Consider the following 17,140-nt stretch of genomic DNA (forward strand, 5'->3'; position numbering starts at 1 on the left):
TTCTCTAGAGGCCAGCTCGTTCAAGCTGCCAGATGACGATGGCATCAAGCTCCTCTTCGAGGCTGGGAAGATTAAGTTTGTGGACTATATCGTGGAAAAAGCCACGTACCACAAGCTGCCGGGCAGTCACTTCGTCAATACCGCGGGACTGCAGGTAGAAGAGTTGTTCCTCATCGAATCGTCCGGTAGTGGATGCGTGTCCAGCACCTATAATCTGACCGGTGGCGATCTCCAAGTTAGGAATAGAGTCGACTCGGGCAGCTTTACTGAGGAGAAGGTTACGGTTGCTTTCGTAGGTGTCCGTTCCATGAGCTTCCGGACGGATGAGAACGTCCCCTACCCAGACGCCGTGGGCATCGCCCAGTTTTGAGTCGGGGTTACCCAAGAGAGCGCCCTTGTAGTTGACGTTTGACCGGCAGTGCGCAAACTGGTGGTCGACAAGCAGCCGGTTCTCGACATGCTGTCCCACCCCCCCGAAGAATAGACCGAGCATTTCGGCGTCTCCCCCAGAACCTCCGTAGGTCACCGAGGTGGTTGTGCGTGTGGCACCGCCGCCGAGAGTAATAAGGCCGTGACGGAGCCGGGCATCCCGCCCCACGTAAGCATGATGTGCAGAGGCAACAACAGCATCGTCATCCCACAGGTTGACGAATGCGACAGTTAACGTCGCATCGTCTCCTACCGAAAACTCGATGTTGTCAGCTTGCATACCCTCGCCGGAGCGGTACACGAGCAGTTCGGCAGTAGTGTTGGCAGGCACCTCAACGACGAGATGTCCATAGGTAACCGTGGCAGGAGCGGAGGTATTACTAGCTGATATATCTGTGGGAAGGTGAGTGTCGGCTGCGGTACCGATAGACAGGACCGTGGGCTCTGTAGCGGTTGCACCGCCGGAAAAACGCAAGACGTCCACATCCCTGCTACCATTCCACGCCACTGCTGCTAGCCGATCGGAGGGCAGTTCAACCTGTCCTGCGGGAGAATCCGTACGGGCGACTCGCATGAGCTGAGCAGCCCCGGGGGTGGAGAGATCTACTGTCCAGGCTCGTTGTGAGGATTCGTCGGAAACCTGTGCAAGCGGTGCGAAGCGCCGTGTCGGAGTAAAACGCCAGTCTTCCAGTTTGCCGTGTGGGCGGGGGAAATCCTCAACCGATGTGGAGAAGACGCGGTCCGCCTTGTGTGCGGTATAGGTCATTAACCGACTGCTCCTTCCATCTGCAGTTCGATGAGGCGGTTGAGCTCAAGTGCGTATTCCATAGGAAGCTCTTTCGCGATGGGTTCGATAAAACCACGTACCACCATTGCCATGGCTTCTTCTTCGGTCAATCCGCGGCTCATGAGGTAGAAAAGCTGTTCTTCAGAAACCTGGGAAACGGTGGCCTCGTGGCCCATCGTGACGTCGTCTTCGCGAATATCTGCGTACGGGTAGGTATCGGTGCGTGAAATGTCGTCAACGAGTAGGGCATCGCATTTCACCGATGACGACGAGCCATGTGCACCCTTGTGAATGGAGACCAACCCGCGGTAGCCAGATCGTCCACCACTGCGTGACACCGACTTCGACACGATGTTGGAGGACGTGTAGGGCGCCATATGGACCATTTTCGCGCCGGTATCCTGGTGCTGTCCTTCTCCAGCGAACTGCACGGACAGAACCTCACCTTTGGCATGCGGACCCATCATGTAGACGGCCGGGTATTTCATGTTGAGTTTGGAACCGATATTGCCGTCCACCCATTCCATGGTGGCGCCTTCTGCAGCCTTAGCGCGCTGCGTCACCAAGTTGTAGACGTTGTTGGACCAGTTCTGGATAGTGGTGTAACGGCACCGGGCATTCTTCTCTACGACAATCTCGACGACGCCGGAGTGCAATGAATCAGTCTGGTAGATCGGTGCTGTACACCCTTCGACGTAGTGCACGTACGCATCTTCATCGACGATGATGAGGGTGCGTTCGAACTGCCCCATATTCTCGGTGTTAATGCGGAAGTATGCCTGCAAGGGAATTACGACGTGGACTCCCTTGGGAACATAGACGAACGATCCACCCGACCAGACAGCGGTGTTGAGGGCGGAGAATTTATTGTCCCCAGCGGGAATAACGGTGCCGAAGTACTTCTGGAAAAGCTCAGGATATTCGCGCAATCCGGTGTCGGTATCGACAAAGATGACGCCTTGCTTTTCTAGGTCTTCACGGATCTTGTGGTAGACCACTTCCGACTCGTATTGAGCGGCAACTCCGGAGACGAGTCGCTTCTTCTCGGCATCCGGGATGCCGAGTTTGTCGTAGGTGTTACGAATGTCTTCGGGAAGGTCTTCCCATGTGGTCGCCTGTTTCTCAGTGGTGCGGACGAAGTACTTGTAGGTGTCGAAGTCGATGCCAGAGAGATCGGGTCCCCAGGTCGGCAGTGGCTTTGCCGCAAAAATCTTGAGAGCTTTGAGACGAATCTCGAGCATCCATTCGGGCTCATTTTTAAGCCGTGAAATCTCTCGCACAACGTCTTCAGAAAGGCCACGACGAGCAGTCGCGCCGAAGGTGTCGGTGTCGTGCCAGCCGTAGTCATAGCGGCCAATCTCGTCGATGTTCTTATCGCGCTCAGCAATAATGTTGTCAATATCTGGGGGCAGGGTCTGCGTCATGCTTCTTCCCTTTCCGCGTAGGTGTGAGCAGTGGGTTGAGGCACACTGATATTGGCAGTGCAGGTGTGTGCCCCATAGGCGATGGTGGAGAGTCGTTGAATGGGGGTATTGAGCAGTTCGGAAAGAACCTGATGCTCAGCGACGCACAAGGCCGGAAAATCATGAGCAACATGCGCTACCGGGCAGTGGTGCTGGCAGATTTGTACACCGCCACGTGCATTCTCGACAGATGTCGCGAAGCCACTCTGGTTAAAGGCATTCGCGATTTTCTCAGCGCACTGCTGCACCTCATCACGGCTTGCGTCCTCACTGAGGGGGGCGATGTCTGCGACAACGTCCCTCATGTGCTGTTGGGCGAAATCGACGAGAGCACGTTCTCCACCTAGTTTTCGAACCATCCGGAGGGCATCCACGGCAAGGTCATCGTAGGCGTGTCCGAAGTGGGACCGGCCAACATCGCTGAGGTGGAAGAGTTTTGCCGGGCGGCCTCTCCCCCGTTCTTGGTAGGGTGACGGGTCCACCGCCGTAGCGACACCTTCTTCCGCCATAATGCTTAGGTGGCGGCGCACCGCAGGGGTGGTGAGAGAGAGTTCGTCGGCGATTGCTGAGGCTGTAAGAGGGCCGTGAAGAAGCAGTCGAGCAATAGCTTCACGAGTGGTGACGGTATCGTGGGTAGGCTGCGAGGACGGCTGTGCTGATCGTTTAAAGTAACGCATCAGTACTCCTTCCGTGGTGCTTTCTACTTTTGCCAACACTAGTGTTGCTTAAATAATTCGCGAGGTCTAGCAAGGACTGCCTAACTTTCCGAGTAGCTTTGCCTGACAGTTGTTTCCGCTACGCTTAAGGCGTGACACTATCGCCCTCCGCAACACACACGTCTTCTGCAGGTGAAGCGGCCTCTTTAGGTCGCCCACGCGGCAGTATTCTGCGTGTTATCCACCGTGAAGAAGCCATCGTCGCCCCCCTGTCTGCTGAATCGACACGGCGTTGGCGTGTCGTCAGGCTCATCGGTACGATGGCGGCTCTCCTCATCGCCGTTGGGGGCTGGGGCGGCGGTGCGGTGATGGCGCAGAATCCTATTTCCACGGTGCCCGTGTTGAATGTGTTGGCTCGCGCCCCATTCGCAGCAGTCGGTTTGTGTCTTATCGGGACTACTGTCCTCGTCGTCAGTTGGCTAACGATGATGCGCTACGCACTCCCCATCCGCCACTACCATCGGGGAGAGACAGACATCACCCAAATGACTCGTGGACAATCCTGGACGGTGTTAGCAGGGTGGTCTATCCCGCTCTTTTTTACAGCTCCGATGTTTTCCAAGGATGTCTACTCCTATGTGGCATTCGGCTATGCTGCGCACCAAGGCCTTGACGTTTACGCTGGAGGCCCGCAGGATCTTCTCCACGGAGGTCCCTTAGTGGACAACGTCCCCTTGGAGTGGCGTCACACCCCTGCCCAATATGGTGCCGGTCTTATTGCGATAGCACGTCTTATTGGTGCACTCACCGGAGAGAACATCGTTGCCGCGATTGTCTGTTACCGGGTCCTCGCGCTTATTTCTCTTGTTGTGCTGGCTATTGCTGTACGTTGGCTGGCACACCGCTGCAATATGCGGGCAGCAACCGCGCTGTGGTTAGGGGTACTTAACCCGCTTACGCTGTTCCATATGGTGGCTGGCATCCACAACGAGGGCATCATGCTGGCGCTGACAATGGTAGGTCTCGCGATTGGGTTGGAAGGCACCCGCTTCCCTCGGCGTTCGGTACGAGGTTGGGGGTTTCTCCTTCTTGGCGCTTGCCTGATCGCGTTGGGGGCGAGCATCAAATTACCTGCAATGGTGGCGCTGGGTTTTCTCGGTATGGAGGCTGCTCGTCGCTGGTGGAAACGCTGGTGGGCGATCCCTCTTATGGGTATCGTCATGGTCGCGATCATGGCGGTGACGGTAGTCTTGACTACAGTGCTTGGTGGGACCAGTTGGGCATGGATTACGACTACAGGTGCGGCTGCCCAGTACCCCACAGTGCTGACGTTAACGAATGATGCTGCGAAGGCCGCGACTGCAGTGGGGAGCCTTTTGGGGCTAGGTAACCACTATGAAGCGCTGCGTGGCCTTTTTATCGTGATTGGACTTCTTATTGCCACTGCATTCCTCTGCTGGGCGTTGTGGAAGGTGTACCTGGGAGAGCTTCACCCGGTTGGCGGGTTTGGGATGTCAATGTTCGTCATCGTGCTGTGCTTCCCAGTAATGCACCCCTGGTATTTACTGTGGGGCGTGGTTGCGCTGTCGGCATGGATTAATGATCGGCGCTATCGCATTCCTGTGGTGGTGATCTCCGCAATTGTGTCCATCTGGATCATGCCGCAGGGCGGCACTATGCCACTTTCTCTCAATGTGGCCCTCGTTATCGAGACGCTAGTGCTATTGGTAGCTGGGCTCTTTACGTGGCGCATGCTGTTCAATCGGGACAATGCGGTGCGTCACAATCGCCTTTCTGCGATGAATGAAAATTAAAGCTAGACAACAGGTCTCTTGATCTTTAGGGTACATTTGGCAAATTCTAGGAAACTCCCCTCCTGTAGATTTGCCGTTGTTGCAGGAAAGCAGAAAAGCCGCAGAATAACTCGATAATTCACGTCGACAAACCAGGTTGTCCGCCTACACTAAACAGAAAGAACGCTTAGTGGACCACTGAACAAGGAGCACTCCATGTCATTGAGCCCGGAACTCAAGAAATATGTAGAACCGAACTACCCCAGCGATTGGACCGAACTCGATAGCAAAGCTGTCGACACTGCCCGTCTACTCGCTGCCGACGCCGTCCAGAAGTGCGGCTCCGGCCACCCCGGTACTGCGATGAGTCTTGCCCCTCTCGCCTACACCCTCTACCAGCGGGTGATGCGTCTCGACCCGAAGGATCCAAAATGGGTTGGTCGCGACCGATTCATCCTCTCCTGTGGCCACTCATCCCTCACCCAGTACGTCCAGCTCTACTTCAGCGGCTGCGGCCTGGAGCTGCAGGACATCAAAGATCTCCGCACTTGGGGATCTCTCACCCCCGGCCACCCCGAGTACGGTCACACTGATGGTGTGGAAATGACCACCGGCCCGCTCGGCCAAGGTCTTGCTACCTCGGTGGGTATGGCCATGGCGGCACGCCGTGAACGCGGCCTTTTCGACCCCGAGGCTGCAGCTGGCGAGTCTCCCTTCGATCACTACATCTACGTCATTGCCTCGGACGGTGATTTCCAGGAGGGTGTCACCGCGGAAGCTTGTTCACTTGCTGGTACTCAGCAGCTCGGCAACCTCATCGTTCTCTACGATGACAACGACATTTCGATTGAAGAAAACACCGATATCGCCTTTACCGAGGATGTCGCTGCCCGTTACGAAGCCTACGGTTGGCACGTTCAGCATGTTGACGGCGGCGAGAACATTGCCGACATCGAAGCTGCTATTGACGCCGCTAAGAAGGTCACGGATAAGCCTTCTCTCATTGTTGTACGCACCATTATTGGTTACCCTGCGCCCACCAAACAGAACACTGGTTCCTGCCACGGTGCGGCACTGGGCGTCGATGAAGTTCGTGCCACCAAGGAAGTCCTCGGATTCAATCCCGATGAGGACTTCGCTGTCGCCGACGAGGTTATTGAGCACACTCGTAAGGCAGTCGATCGTGGTGCCGATGCGCATGCGGATTGGCAGAAGAGCTTCGATGCATGGGCAGCTGCCAACCCGGAAAAGAAGGAACTCTTTGACCGTCTGTTCGCCGGCGAGCTTCCGGATGGTTGGGATGCTGATCTTCCGGTGTGGGAGGAAGGCGCCTCGGTAGCTACCCGTAAGGCTTCAGAAGGTGCCATCAATGCACTCGCAGGTACCCTTCCCGAGCTGTGGGGTGGCTCCTGTGACCTTGCAGGCTCCAACAACACGGTTGTGAAGGGCGAGAGGTCCTTTGGCCCGGCCGCCATCACCACCGAAACGTGGTCAACTGACCCCTATGGCCGGAACCTCCACTTCGGTATTCGCGAACATGCTATGGGTGCCATTCTTAACGGCATCGCCCTCCACGGACCCACCCTCCCCTATGGTGGTACCTTCCTCATTTTCTCCGAGTACATGCGTCCAGCTATTCGTCTCGGTTCACAAATGGGGACCAATGTCGTCTATGTGCTGACCCATGACTCCATCGGTCTGGGTGAAGACGGCCCGACGCACCAGCCAGTCGAGCAGGTTGCGTGCCTGCGCGCCATTCCTGGTGTATCAGTGTTCCGCCCTGCAGATGCTAATGAGACTGTCGCCTGTTGGAAAGCTGCGGTCCAGGATAAGCAAGGCCCGAAGGGACTCGCCTTGTCCCGCCAAAATCTTCCCGTCCTAGCCGGAACGAAGGAGCAGGCTGCAGAAGGCGTTGTCCGTGGTGGTTATGTTCTGCAGGACTGCGATGGCACCCCTGACGTTGTGCTGATCGGTACCGGCTCAGAAGTCCACCTGGCAGTCAATGCTGCTGCTGCTCTCGCTGAAGAGGGAATTAAGGCACGTGTCGTTTCCATGCCATGCCTCGATTGGTTCGAGCAGCAGGATGCCGACTACCAGGATTCCGTCATTCCGAAGAACGTCAAGGCACGAGTTTCCGTTGAAGCCGGCTTGGCACTGTCCTGGTGGAAGATCCTTGGCGCTGCCGGCAAGGCTGTTTCCCTCGAACATTTCGGAGCCTCTGCACCCGCTGAAGAGCTGTTCGAACGTTTCGGTATCACTGCAGAAGCTGTTGTGGAAGCCGCGAAGGCTTCTCTTGCTGCCGCCAAGTAACCCTTAAGGAAGGACACATACATTATGTCTATCAATCCCCGTATTGCCGCCCTCAAGGAGCTCGGCACTTCTGTATGGCTCGATGATCTCTCCACTGACCTGCTTGAGAGCGGGACTGTGGATGATTTCATCAATGAGACTGGCATTGTTGGCCTGACCACCAACCCTTCCATCTTCGAGAAGTCGATCACTACGTCCTCCACATACGATGCCACCATCGCCAAATGTGCGGCGGCTGGAGAGAATGCCTCTGAAGCAACGTTCTCTCTCATATGCAAGGATGTCGACGAGGCTTGTGAGAAGTTCCTTCCCGTCTGGGAGGCCTCCGATGGGGTCGATGGTCGCGTCTCTATCGAAGTTGAGCCTGGCTTCGCCCATGACACCGCTAACACCGTTGAGCAGGCCCGTGCCCTGTGGAAGCGTCTGGACCGCCCTAACCTTCTCATTAAGGTTCCGGCAACCGCTGCTGGTATTCCCGCAATCAAGCAACTCATCAGCGAGGGCATTAGCGTCAACGCCACGCTTATCTTCTCGGTGGAATGCTACGAAGCTGTCATGAACGCTTACATTGAAGGCCTTCGTGAAGCAAAAGAGAATGGCCTCGACATCTCCAAGATTGTTTCTGTCGCATCTGTTTTTGTTTCTCGACTGGACGGCGTTGTCGACAAGCAACTCACTGAGGTGGGAACCGAGGAAGCGTTCGCTCTGCGTGGCAAGGCTGGTATCGCCAACTCCCGCCTTGCCTACGATGTCTTCGTCAAGGCGCATGCCGAGGGTGGACAGTTCGATGATCTCGCAGCAGCGGGTGGCCGTCCCCAGCGTCTGCTATGGGCCTCCACCTCGGTAAAGAACCCTGACTACCCCGACACGCTCTACGTGGTTGAGCTGGCTGGCCCTGACACCGTCAACACGATCCCCCAGAACACCCTGAAGGCGATGGCAGATCATGGTGAAGTGAAGGGCGATACCTTGACGGGGACTGGCGAGGAAGCTGCTGCCGTATGGCAGGCCATTAAGGACCAGGGCGTTGATCTGAACGCCGTTGTGCAGATGCTGGAAGACCAAGGTGTTGCCTCATTTATTGAGTCGTGGAAGAACTTGGTCGCCTCTGTCGAATCCCGTATGAAGGAAGACTAAGACGCATTAGCTTGACCTCCTGCTGAGTGTTTCATCAATAAAAGGATCCCCTTCGAATAATCGAAGGGGATCCTTTTATCAAGACTATGAAAGCCCCAACACCTAGTTAAGTGAAAATGAACGTCTACCTAGGTTAAAAGATATTCTAGTGCGGCGGTGAGCTGCTAACTATTAGACTCCCAGGCGGATGACGACTCCCATTGCGATAATGGAGATCAGCCAGATCATCGCAAAGATAATGGTGAGTCGATCGAGGTTCTTCTCCACCACGCTGGAACCAGAGAGGCTAGATTGGACGCCACCACCGAACAGGGAGGACAAGCCTCCACCCTTACCACGATGGAGAAGTACCAGCAGCATCAGAACTAGGCTGCTCACGATTGCAAGTACAAGTAGGAAGATCTTCATGGCGTCCTTCGTAAGTTAAATGCAGACTTCGCCAGTATACCGTTAAACAGGCAGAGAGACGAAGACGGCACGCGTGCTATCGCGGCTAACAGAAAGGGAGGAGCGGCACTCAAACGAGTACAGCTCCTCCCCTCTCTGTAGCCAACAGCGGCGAATGTTTAGGCAGCAGAGGAAGCGGCGAGTGCGCACAGCTTGGCAAACTCGTCAGCCTTCAGGGAGGCGCCACCGACGAGGCCTCCATCGACGTCCTCTTCTGCAACGAGCTCGGCGACGTTGCCGGCGTTCATGGAACCACCGTAGAGGATACGCATGGAGTCAGCCAGCTCCTGATCAGCAATCTCGGCAATGGTATTGCGGATTGCAGAGCAGACTTCCTGAGCGTCCGCGGCAGAGGCTACCTTGCCAGTACCAATGGCCCAGATGGGCTCATAAGCGATGACAACCTTGGCGAGTTCCTCTCGGCTCAGGCCATCGAGGGATGCCTTGGTCTGGGTAGTGACGAACTCAACGTGGGTACCCTGCTCGCGGATTTCCAGAGCCTCGCCCACACAAACGATGGGCTGCATGTTGTGAGCAATGGTGATCTTAGCCTTGGCAGCAACCTCAGCGTCGCTCTCGGCATGGTACTCACGACGCTCAGAGTGACCAATCACGACGTAGGTGCAGCCCAGCTTCTCCAGCATGGAGGGGGCAATTTCACCAGTATAAGCGCCGGATTCATGGGTAGAAATGTCCTGTGCACCATAGGCGAGAGCCAGCTTGTCACCTTCGACAACATTCTGCACGGAGCGGATGTCGGTGAAGGGCGGGATGACAGCGACGTCAACACTTTCGGTGTACTTGTCGGGAAGAGCAAAGGACAGCTTCTGAACGAGGGCGATGGCCTCAAGGTGATTGAGGTTCATCTTCCAGTTACCGGCGATAAGCGGCTTACGAGCCATGAGTTTTCTCCTTAGATAGAACGAAGACGTTACTTTTCAAGAACGGCGATACCGGGCAGATCTTTACCCTCGAGCAGTTCGAGGGAAGCGCCACCACCGGTGGAGATGTGCGAGAAACCATCTTCATCGAGTACGAGGGTGCGAACTGCTGCGGCAGAGTCGCCACCACCAACGACAGAGAAAGCACCATTTGCGGTGGCGGCAATAATTGCCTCGGCAACGCCACGGGTACCGTTGGAGAACTTCTCGAATTCGAAGACGCCGGCAGGACCATTCCAGAAGATGGACTTAGCTGCGGCAAGGCGTCCGGCAAACTTTTCAACAGACTTTGGGCCAACATCGAGACCCATCCAGCCGTCGGGGATTTCGTCGGCCGCAACGGTCTTGGAATCAGCAACCTTGTCGAACTTATCTGCAACGACAATATCGACGGGCAGGGAGATGACGTCGCCGTACTTCTCGAGCAGCTCCTTGCAGGTGTCCACCATGTCCTCTTCAAGGAGCGAGGTTCCCACCTCGTAGCCCTGAGCCTTCAGGAAGGTGAAGCACATGCCGCCACCGATGACGAGCGTATCAGCCTTCGGGGCGAGTGATTCGATAACGCCGAGTTTGTCGGACACCTTCGAACCACCAAGCACCACAGCGTAGGGGCGAGCCGGATTTTCCACCAGCTGGGAAAGGGTCGTTACCTCATGCTCAACGAGCTTTCCGGCATATGCGGGAAGCAGCTTGGCGATGTCATAGACAGAAGCCTGCTTGCGGTGGACGACGCCAAAGCCGTCAGAGACAAAAGCACCGTTATCGCCGGTGAGGGCCTTATACTCGGCAGCGAGGGATTGGCGTTCGGCTTCATCCTTGGAGGTTTCGCGGGCGTCGTAGCGGACGTTCTGGAGCAGCAGAATATCGCCGTCGTTAAGGCCACGGGCACGCTCAACTGCATCGGGGCCGGTGACGTCTTCGGCGATCTGAACGAACTGGCCAAGCTGGTTGCTGAGTTCTTCGGCAACGGGGGCAAGGGAGTAAGCCGGGTTCGGTTCGCCCTTGGGGCGACCGAGGTGGGCGGAGACGATTACGCGAGCGCCGCCGTCAAGAAGAGCTTTGAGAGTGGGAAGGGACGCGGTGATGCGACCCGGATCGGTGATCACGCCGTCCTTGAGCGGAACGTTGAGGTCGGAACGAACGAGTACGGTACGGCCAGCAACGCCCTCAGCCAGAAGATCGTCCAGAGTTTGGACTGCCATAACTTTATTCTCCAATGATGTACGTGTGTAGAAGTGCTACACGGAATGCGATTGGAGAGGAGCTCGGGGAAGCCCTCTCTCCGGTTCTATTGTCCTCGATTTCAGCGTCAAGGGCTAGGTATGCAACGAGCCTGGCCTATCACAGGATAGGCCAGGCTCGGAGTCTACATCGTCATCGAATCACGACCACGGTGGGGAGTTTCGATGGCCTACGCTCTTACTAGTTTAGAGCTTGGTGGCAACGAGGTCGACAAGGTTAACGAGGCGGTTGGAATAGCCCCATTCGTTGTCGTACCAGGCACCGATCTTGACGAGCTCACCGTTAACGCGGGTCAGACCAGCGTCAAAGATGGAAGAGTGAGCGTCGCCCTGGATGTCGGAGGAAACGTAGGGATCTTCGGTGTAACCGAGGATGCCCTTGAGCTCGCCTTCAGCGGCCTTCTTCACAGCGGCGTTGACTTCGTCAACGGTAACCTCGCGGCCGAGAATAGCGGTGAGGTCGGTGATGGAGCCGGAGGGCAGCGGGACGCGGATGGCAAAACCATCGAGACGGCCCTTCAGCTGTGGGAGGACGAGAGCCACGGCGCGGGCGGCACCGGTGGTGGTGGGAACCATGTTCAGGCAAGCGGCGCGGGCACGACGCATGTCCTTGTGGGGACCGTCCTGGAGGTTCTGATCCTGGGTGTAAGCGTGGACGGTGGTCATGAGGCCCTTCACGATGCCGAATTCTTCATCGAGGACTTTGGCGACCGGAGCCAGGCAGTTAGTGGTGCAGGAAGCGTTGGAGATGACGTCCTGGGAACCGTCATAGTCGGCGTCGTTCACGCCCATAACGATGGTGGCGTCTTCGTTGGTGGCCGGAGCGGAGATGACAACCTTCTTGGCGCCAGCTTCGATGTGACCGCGAGCCTTGTTAGCATCGGTAAAGATACCGGTGGACTCGACAACGATGTCAACATCGAGATCACCCCAAGGAAGAGCAGCAGGGCCTTCCTTGATGGAAAGAGCACGGATCTTCGCGTCGCCAACGTAGAGGTACTCGTCGTCGTGGGTAACTTCCTTATCAAGACGACCCAGGATGGAGTCGTACTTGAGAAGGTGAGCGAGAACCTCGTTGGTGGTGAGGTCATTCACGGCCACGATTTCAATTTCGGTGTTACCCTGGGCGCGCTGTGCTTCCACTGCGCGGAAGAAGTTGCGGCCAATGCGGCCAAAGCCGTTGATGCCTACTCGCACCGTCACATTAAGCTCCTTAAATAGATGTTCTGGTTGGGCGATATTTTTCAATCACCAGCGACTCTAAGAATAGTGGCTTACCTTCCGAATCGCACTTTTGCGAGAGTTGAAAACCGTATATTCCCAGGTCGCCAGGAAGTGGGTGTGATTAAAAACACACAAACTAGTATGGCAACTGTTGCGTCACGTTCGCAAATTTTGCTAGAGATTCGCTGTTAAAAACAATACTGAAAGCACATTTCAATCCTCATGTGCAACTCTCAGCAACTACATATCAAGCAATTCAGGGTTGCGTGCTGCCGCTGCCGTCTCCGTATCCGCTACTCCTAATTCTTCCGCCCGACGATCTGCCAACGACAGTAAACGGCGAATACGACCAGCTATCGCATCCTTCGTCATAGGTGGTTCAGCTAAACGCCCAAGTTCCTCCAAGGACGCTTGGCGATGATCAAGGCGCAGCAAGCCAGCAGCCAACAAATGATCTGGAATATCGTCCCCCAAAATCTCTATAGCCCGTTCCACACGCGCCGCGGAGGCTACCGCTGCTCGTGCAGACCGTCGCAAGTTAGCATCGTCAAAATTTGCTAGACGATTAGCCGTTGCCCGAACTTCGCGACGCTTCCGCTGCTCTTCCCAAACGGCGCGTGTTTCCGGAGCACCAATAACCCGCAGCATCTCCCCAATCTGCTCGGCATCACGAATAACGACGCGATCTGTCCCCCGCACCTCTCGAGACTTCGCGCTAATACCCAGCCGCCGAGCTGCTCCCACCATTGCCAACGCCGCCTCCGGACAGGGACACGTCACCTCTAAGGAACAAGAACGGCCCGGCTCCGTCAGCGAGCCATGCCCCAAAAAAGCGCCCCGCCACGCCGCAGCTGCATCCTCAAGGGAGCCAGCGACCACCGCCGCAGGAAGACCCCGCACTGCTACGCCACGACGGTCTAACAACCCCAATAGTCTGGCCAGATCCCCACCATGCGGATCCAACCGCAGAAGATAACGATGGGGACTGTTCTCCCCCGACCCCAAAATATTGAGCTCCATCGGGAAGTGGTAAAGATGATCAATGCCAGCGACAACCCGCCGCGCAATGGCCTCCGTATCCACTTCTGCTTCCAGGACCAAACGGGCGCCGTGCGGATGAAGTGTGCCGACAAAACGTAGCAAGGTCGCCAATTCTGCGATAAGCGGAGTACGCCGCGGAACTGCAACCTTCGTCAATTCCGCCTTCACCGCTGCCGTCAACGACACAACAACACCTTCTTCCCTACCAGGCACTTCTGCCCGCTGATACCCTACTCACGGCCCAAGTCGCGATGCACTGCCGTTACATTAGCGTCTGAAATAGCTTCTCCAAGGCGACGCGCCAGCTCCATGGTAGTCGCAACAGAGCGATGCTTCCCGCCAGTACACCCCACACCCAACAGCACATAAGCCTTGCCCTCAGCACGATATCCAGGCGTCGCCAAGGTAATCATGTGGGCAAAGCTTTCAATAAACCCCTCCGCGACATCATTATTGAGCACATACTCAGCCACATCCGCATCCATTCCAGAGTGCGGCCGCAACGCTGGTACCCAGTACGGGTTAGGAAGAAAACGCATATCAACGACGAAATCAGCGTCAAGTGGTATGCCGTATTTAAACCCGAAGGACTCCACAATAATGTCAAGTCCTTTCTCCCCCGAGGCACGAAACTCTGACAACCGTTCACGCAACTTTGTGGAGGTCAAACGTGAGGTATCCACGACGAGATCCGCATGGTTCTTCAAGTCCGCCAGCAGCTCACGCTCGTCTTTAATACCCTCCTCCAAAGGGCGTTTATCCTGCAAAGGGTGGGTCTTTCGCAATTGGTTATAGCGTCGAATAAGCACCTCATCGGACGCATCGAGGAAGAGCACACGGGGCGACCAACCACGCGAGCGCAACTCATGGACAACGAAGTCGAGGGAGCCAGAAAAACTCTGCGAGCGAACGTCAGTCACAATGGCTAAACGCCGGATCTCTCGCTTAGAGTTCTGCGTAATTTCAGCGGTACGAACAATGAGCTCCATTGGCAAATTATCGACGACATACCAGCCGAATTCCTCCAGCAGTCGGGCAGCGGTTCCACGTCCCGCACCGGACATGCCAGAAATAAGAACGATCTCTAAGGGGTCAGTAGACACAGTGCGAGCCTCACTCTCTAGTGATCCACAATGACAGCACCGAGAGCGGTGCCGACCTCACCTCATAGTGTGCCAGATTTAACCGTGCAGAGCCGCAAAAACCTTCTTAGCCCGCTGTGGACCGAAACCAGGGACTGCTGCTATCTCCTCAGCGTTGGCTTCCCGCAGCTTTTTCATCGTTCCGAAATGGTTCATCAGCGCTTGGTGAAGAGCCGGGCCAACCCCTTCAATCCTTTCCAGTTCCGACGCGACCATGTCCTTCGAGCGACGCTTCCGGTGGAATCCGATAGCCGTACGGTGGGATTCATCGCGTACTCGCTGTAACAAATACAGCGCTTCAGATTCACGCGGGAGGATAAGAGGATGCTCTTCCTCCGGTACCCACACTTCTTCAAGGCGCTTTGCTAGCCCGACAACGGGCAGGTCCGTAATACCAAGCTCGTTCAGTACCCCAGCAGCCGCAGCGACCTGCGGAGCACCACCGTCTACGACAAAAAGCTGCGGTGGATAGACGCTGCGCCGTGCTGGTACGTCCGCAATACTCCCCGCGCTATCCGGAACAGCGCGCGCATCCTCACGATAATGCTGAAAACGCCGACGCGTTACCTCTGCGATGGAGCCCACATCATTCGACTGCCCATCACCTGCCGCCTCTTTAATGAGGTAGGTGCGGTAATCAGACTTTCGCGGTAACCCGTCCTCAAACACCACCAAGGACGCCACAACATTAGTGCCCTGGATATGGCTAATATCGGTACATTCAATACGCAATGGTGGCTGTGGAAGACCTAGGTAGGTCTGGAGTTCTTCGAGCGCCAACGAGCGAGACGTCAGATCGGACGCACGTTTCAACTTATGCTGGCGCAGCGCTTCCGCAGCATTCTCCGTCACCGTCTCCATAACGCGAACAAGGTCTCCCCGCTGTGGTTGTCGAATCTCCACTCGACTATTGCGGATAGTAGACAATTGCTCCGTCAGTTCTTCCGCGTGAGGCGGCAGCACCGGAACAAGGATCAGACGCGGAATGTCTCCGGGATGCGTGTTGTAGAACTGTGGGAGAAAACTCTCCACCACATAGGGCAGGGCAGGATCGGGTACATTATCCTCCCAGTCCCCCAGATCCGACTCCCCTGTTTTCGATACCACCCAACCCTGTTGGCCGACGATACACCCATGCCGAAAACGGAAAAGCTGAACAGATGCTTCAATCTCATCAGTCGCCACACCAATAACATCCGCATCTAACGTTTCCTGCAGCACCACAGCCTGCTTCTCCAACACCGCTTGTAAAGCTGCAATGTGGTCACGCAGACGCGCTGCCTTTTCAAAATCGAGGGCAGCAGCAGCCTCATTCATTTCTGCGGTCAAACTGCGAACAATTTCTTTGTCTTGGCCGGTGAGGAAACGCTCCAACTGCACAATAAGTGCGTTATAGTCGGCGAGCTCAACCTGTTCCACACACGGTGCACAACACTTGCCGATATAGCCCAGTAGGCATGGTCGTCCTAAAGCAGTATGTCGGTTAAACACTCCATTTGTGCAGGTACGAACAGGAAAAACCTTCGTGAGTTGGTCCAGGGTATCACGCAATGCCCCGACTTTTGGGTAAGGGCCGAAGTAGCGCACGTTCTTCCGTCTCGCCCCACGATAGACCCAGACACGTGGATAGGTATCCGCCGAAGAGATAGCGAGAAGTGGATAGGACTTATCATCTCGGAATTGAATATTGAAGCGGGGCGAAAAATGCTGAATCCATGTCCACTCGAGCTGCAACGCCTCACCCTCATTGGCCACAACGGTCCAATCAACACTAGCCGCTTGGCTCAGCATTCGACGCGAGAGTGGTCGAATGTTCTCCGCCGAGACAAAGTAGGAGTTCAGCCGATTGCGGAGATTCTTTGCTTTTCCCACATAAATGACACGCCCATAACTATCACGAAATCGGTAGACACCAGGTTTGGTGGGAATCGTTCCAGGGGCAGGGCGAAAATCTGCGGGAGATCCCATGCCCACTATCCCACCTGGCGAAGGCGCTTCAGCTCGCTTGCCACTTCCAACGCTGCGAAGGTAGCTTCGCCACCCTTATCTTCGACAGAATCTGCAAAACCAGCACGGTCATGGGCCTGTGCCACGGTATTCACGGTCAACACAGCATTCCCTACCGGGGTAGCTTCATCCAACGCTACACGCGTCAACCCATCGGTGACAGATTGGCACACGTAATCAAAATGGGCAGTGTCACCACGAATGACAACGCCAATCGCCACCACCGCATCGTGGGTGCGCGCGAACTGCTGTGCTACTACTGGCAGTTCAATTGATCCAGCGACACGAGCGACGTCGACGGTAGCACCAGCCTGTTCCGCCACCTCCCGAGCTCGAGTGAGCATCTGATCACACAGGTCACGATTCCACTGTGCAGCGACGATACCGACACGCATGCCAGCGGCGTCAAGAGTGGCGATACCGGGGCGGCCTGCTTCAGCCATGTCTGCTCCTTGAATACACAAGTGGGGTCGTGGATACTCTCCCATCCTACCCAGCAGAACCGAGGGAACGACGAATCAC

At 56.0% G+C, this 17,140-nt stretch carries 14 protein-coding genes; 3 read left to right on the plus strand and 11 right to left on the minus strand.

Annotated features, from left to right (window positions below):
* Positions 1-4 precede the first annotated feature (4 nt).
* The 3 genes from IY73_RS00270 to IY73_RS00280 are packed head-to-tail and all read right to left on the minus strand — an operon-like array spanning position 5 to position 3,356.
* Entirely contained in the window at positions 5-1,195 is a 1,191-nt protein-coding gene (locus IY73_RS00270; protein WP_053978646.1) for a SufB/SufD family protein, read from the minus strand.
* Positions 1,195-2,640 carry a Fe-S cluster assembly protein SufB gene (gene sufB, locus IY73_RS00275; protein WP_053978647.1) on the minus strand — a complete coding sequence of 482 codons (1,446 nt, stop codon included), beginning with the start codon at positions 2,638-2,640 and terminating at the stop codon, positions 1,195-1,197. The genes IY73_RS00270 and sufB overlap by 1 nt, the downstream gene beginning before the upstream one ends.
* Entirely contained in the window at positions 2,637-3,356 is a 720-nt protein-coding gene (locus IY73_RS00280) for a helix-turn-helix transcriptional regulator (RefSeq protein ID WP_053961306.1), read from the minus strand. The genes sufB and IY73_RS00280 overlap by 4 nt, the downstream gene beginning before the upstream one ends.
* Before the next feature lie 131 nt (positions 3,357-3,487).
* Here IY73_RS00280 and mptB point away from each other — a divergent pair, with 131 nt between their 5' ends.
* From mptB to tal, 3 genes are all read left to right on the plus strand, one after another.
* Positions 3,488-5,149: a polyprenol phosphomannose-dependent alpha 1,6 mannosyltransferase MptB gene (gene mptB, locus IY73_RS00285; protein WP_148417430.1), complete on the plus strand. Its 1,662-nt coding sequence runs from the start codon at positions 3,488-3,490 to the stop codon at positions 5,147-5,149.
* Between the two features lie 195 nt (positions 5,150-5,344).
* Complete coding sequence (gene tkt, locus IY73_RS00290; protein WP_053961308.1) at positions 5,345-7,438, plus strand: transketolase; 2,094 nt, start codon at positions 5,345-5,347, stop codon at positions 7,436-7,438.
* 24 nt (positions 7,439-7,462) lie between these two features.
* Complete coding sequence (gene tal / locus IY73_RS00295; protein WP_053961309.1) at positions 7,463-8,575, plus strand: transaldolase; 1,113 nt, start codon at positions 7,463-7,465, stop codon at positions 8,573-8,575.
* A gap of 171 nt (positions 8,576-8,746) precedes the next feature.
* On the opposite strand, the gene secG is transcribed toward tal, so the two are convergent.
* The 8 genes from secG to ribH form a co-directional block, all read right to left on the minus strand.
* Entirely contained in the window at positions 8,747-8,983 is a 237-nt protein-coding gene (gene secG / locus IY73_RS00300) for a preprotein translocase subunit SecG (RefSeq protein ID WP_053961310.1), read from the minus strand.
* 158 nt (positions 8,984-9,141) lie between these two features.
* A complete protein-coding gene (tpiA, locus tag IY73_RS00305) occupies positions 9,142-9,924 on the minus strand; it encodes a triose-phosphate isomerase (RefSeq protein ID WP_053961311.1) in 783 nt (260 codons plus the stop codon).
* Between the two features lie 29 nt (positions 9,925-9,953).
* Complete coding sequence (locus IY73_RS00310; RefSeq protein WP_053961312.1) at positions 9,954-11,165, minus strand: phosphoglycerate kinase; 1,212 nt, start codon at positions 11,163-11,165, stop codon at positions 9,954-9,956.
* Positions 11,166-11,390: 225 nt separating this feature from the next.
* The gene (gap, locus tag IY73_RS00315; RefSeq protein ID WP_053961313.1) at positions 11,391-12,407 is read right to left on the minus strand and encodes a type I glyceraldehyde-3-phosphate dehydrogenase; all 1,017 of its coding nucleotides are present in this window, start codon (positions 12,405-12,407) and stop codon (positions 11,391-11,393) included.
* A gap of 261 nt (positions 12,408-12,668) precedes the next feature.
* Positions 12,669-13,655 (minus strand): DNA-binding protein WhiA, encoded by a 987-nt coding sequence (gene whiA, locus IY73_RS00320; RefSeq protein ID WP_053961314.1) that lies wholly within the window; start codon positions 13,653-13,655, stop codon positions 12,669-12,671.
* A gap of 44 nt (positions 13,656-13,699) precedes the next feature.
* Positions 13,700-14,572, minus strand: coding sequence for an RNase adapter RapZ (gene rapZ / locus IY73_RS00325; RefSeq protein WP_053961315.1), 873 nt, complete (start codon positions 14,570-14,572; stop codon positions 13,700-13,702).
* Positions 14,573-14,650: 78 nt separating this feature from the next.
* Positions 14,651-16,579, minus strand: coding sequence for an excinuclease ABC subunit UvrC (uvrC, locus tag IY73_RS00330; RefSeq protein WP_053962609.1), 1,929 nt, complete (start codon positions 16,577-16,579; stop codon positions 14,651-14,653).
* A gap of 5 nt (positions 16,580-16,584) precedes the next feature.
* Positions 16,585-17,061 (minus strand): 6,7-dimethyl-8-ribityllumazine synthase, encoded by a 477-nt coding sequence (gene ribH / locus IY73_RS00335; protein WP_053961316.1) that lies wholly within the window; start codon positions 17,059-17,061, stop codon positions 16,585-16,587.
* Positions 17,062-17,140: the final 79 nt, after the last annotated feature.

Source organism: Lawsonella clevelandensis, assembly GCF_001293125.1.
Lineage (GTDB): Bacteria > Actinomycetota > Actinomycetes > Mycobacteriales > Mycobacteriaceae > Lawsonella > Lawsonella clevelandensis.

What these genes read in the sequence shown, in the direction of transcription:
- IY73_RS00270 (WP_053978646.1), bottom strand. Translation starts at nt 1,195, where the DNA reads ATGACCTATACCGCACACAAGGCGGACCGCGTCTTCTCCACATCGGTT.
- sufB (WP_053978647.1), bottom strand. Translation starts at nt 2,640, where the DNA reads ATGACGCAGACCCTGCCCCCAGATATTGACAACATTATTGCTGAGCGC.
- IY73_RS00280 (WP_053961306.1), bottom strand. Translation starts at nt 3,356, where the DNA reads ATGCGTTACTTTAAACGATCAGCACAGCCGTCCTCGCAGCCTACCCAC.
- tkt (WP_053961308.1), top strand. Translation starts at nt 5,345, where the DNA reads ATGTCATTGAGCCCGGAACTCAAGAAATATGTAGAACCGAACTACCCC.
- tal (WP_053961309.1), top strand. Translation starts at nt 7,463, where the DNA reads ATGTCTATCAATCCCCGTATTGCCGCCCTCAAGGAGCTCGGCACTTCT.
- secG (WP_053961310.1), bottom strand. Translation starts at nt 8,983, where the DNA reads ATGAAGATCTTCCTACTTGTACTTGCAATCGTGAGCAGCCTAGTTCTG.
- tpiA (WP_053961311.1), bottom strand. Translation starts at nt 9,924, where the DNA reads ATGGCTCGTAAGCCGCTTATCGCCGGTAACTGGAAGATGAACCTCAAT.
- IY73_RS00310 (WP_053961312.1), bottom strand. Translation starts at nt 11,165, where the DNA reads ATGGCAGTCCAAACTCTGGACGATCTTCTGGCTGAGGGCGTTGCTGGC.
- uvrC (WP_053962609.1), bottom strand. Translation starts at nt 16,579, where the DNA reads ATGGGATCTCCCGCAGATTTTCGCCCTGCCCCTGGAACGATTCCCACC.
- ribH (WP_053961316.1), bottom strand. Translation starts at nt 17,061, where the DNA reads ATGGCTGAAGCAGGCCGCCCCGGTATCGCCACTCTTGACGCCGCTGGC.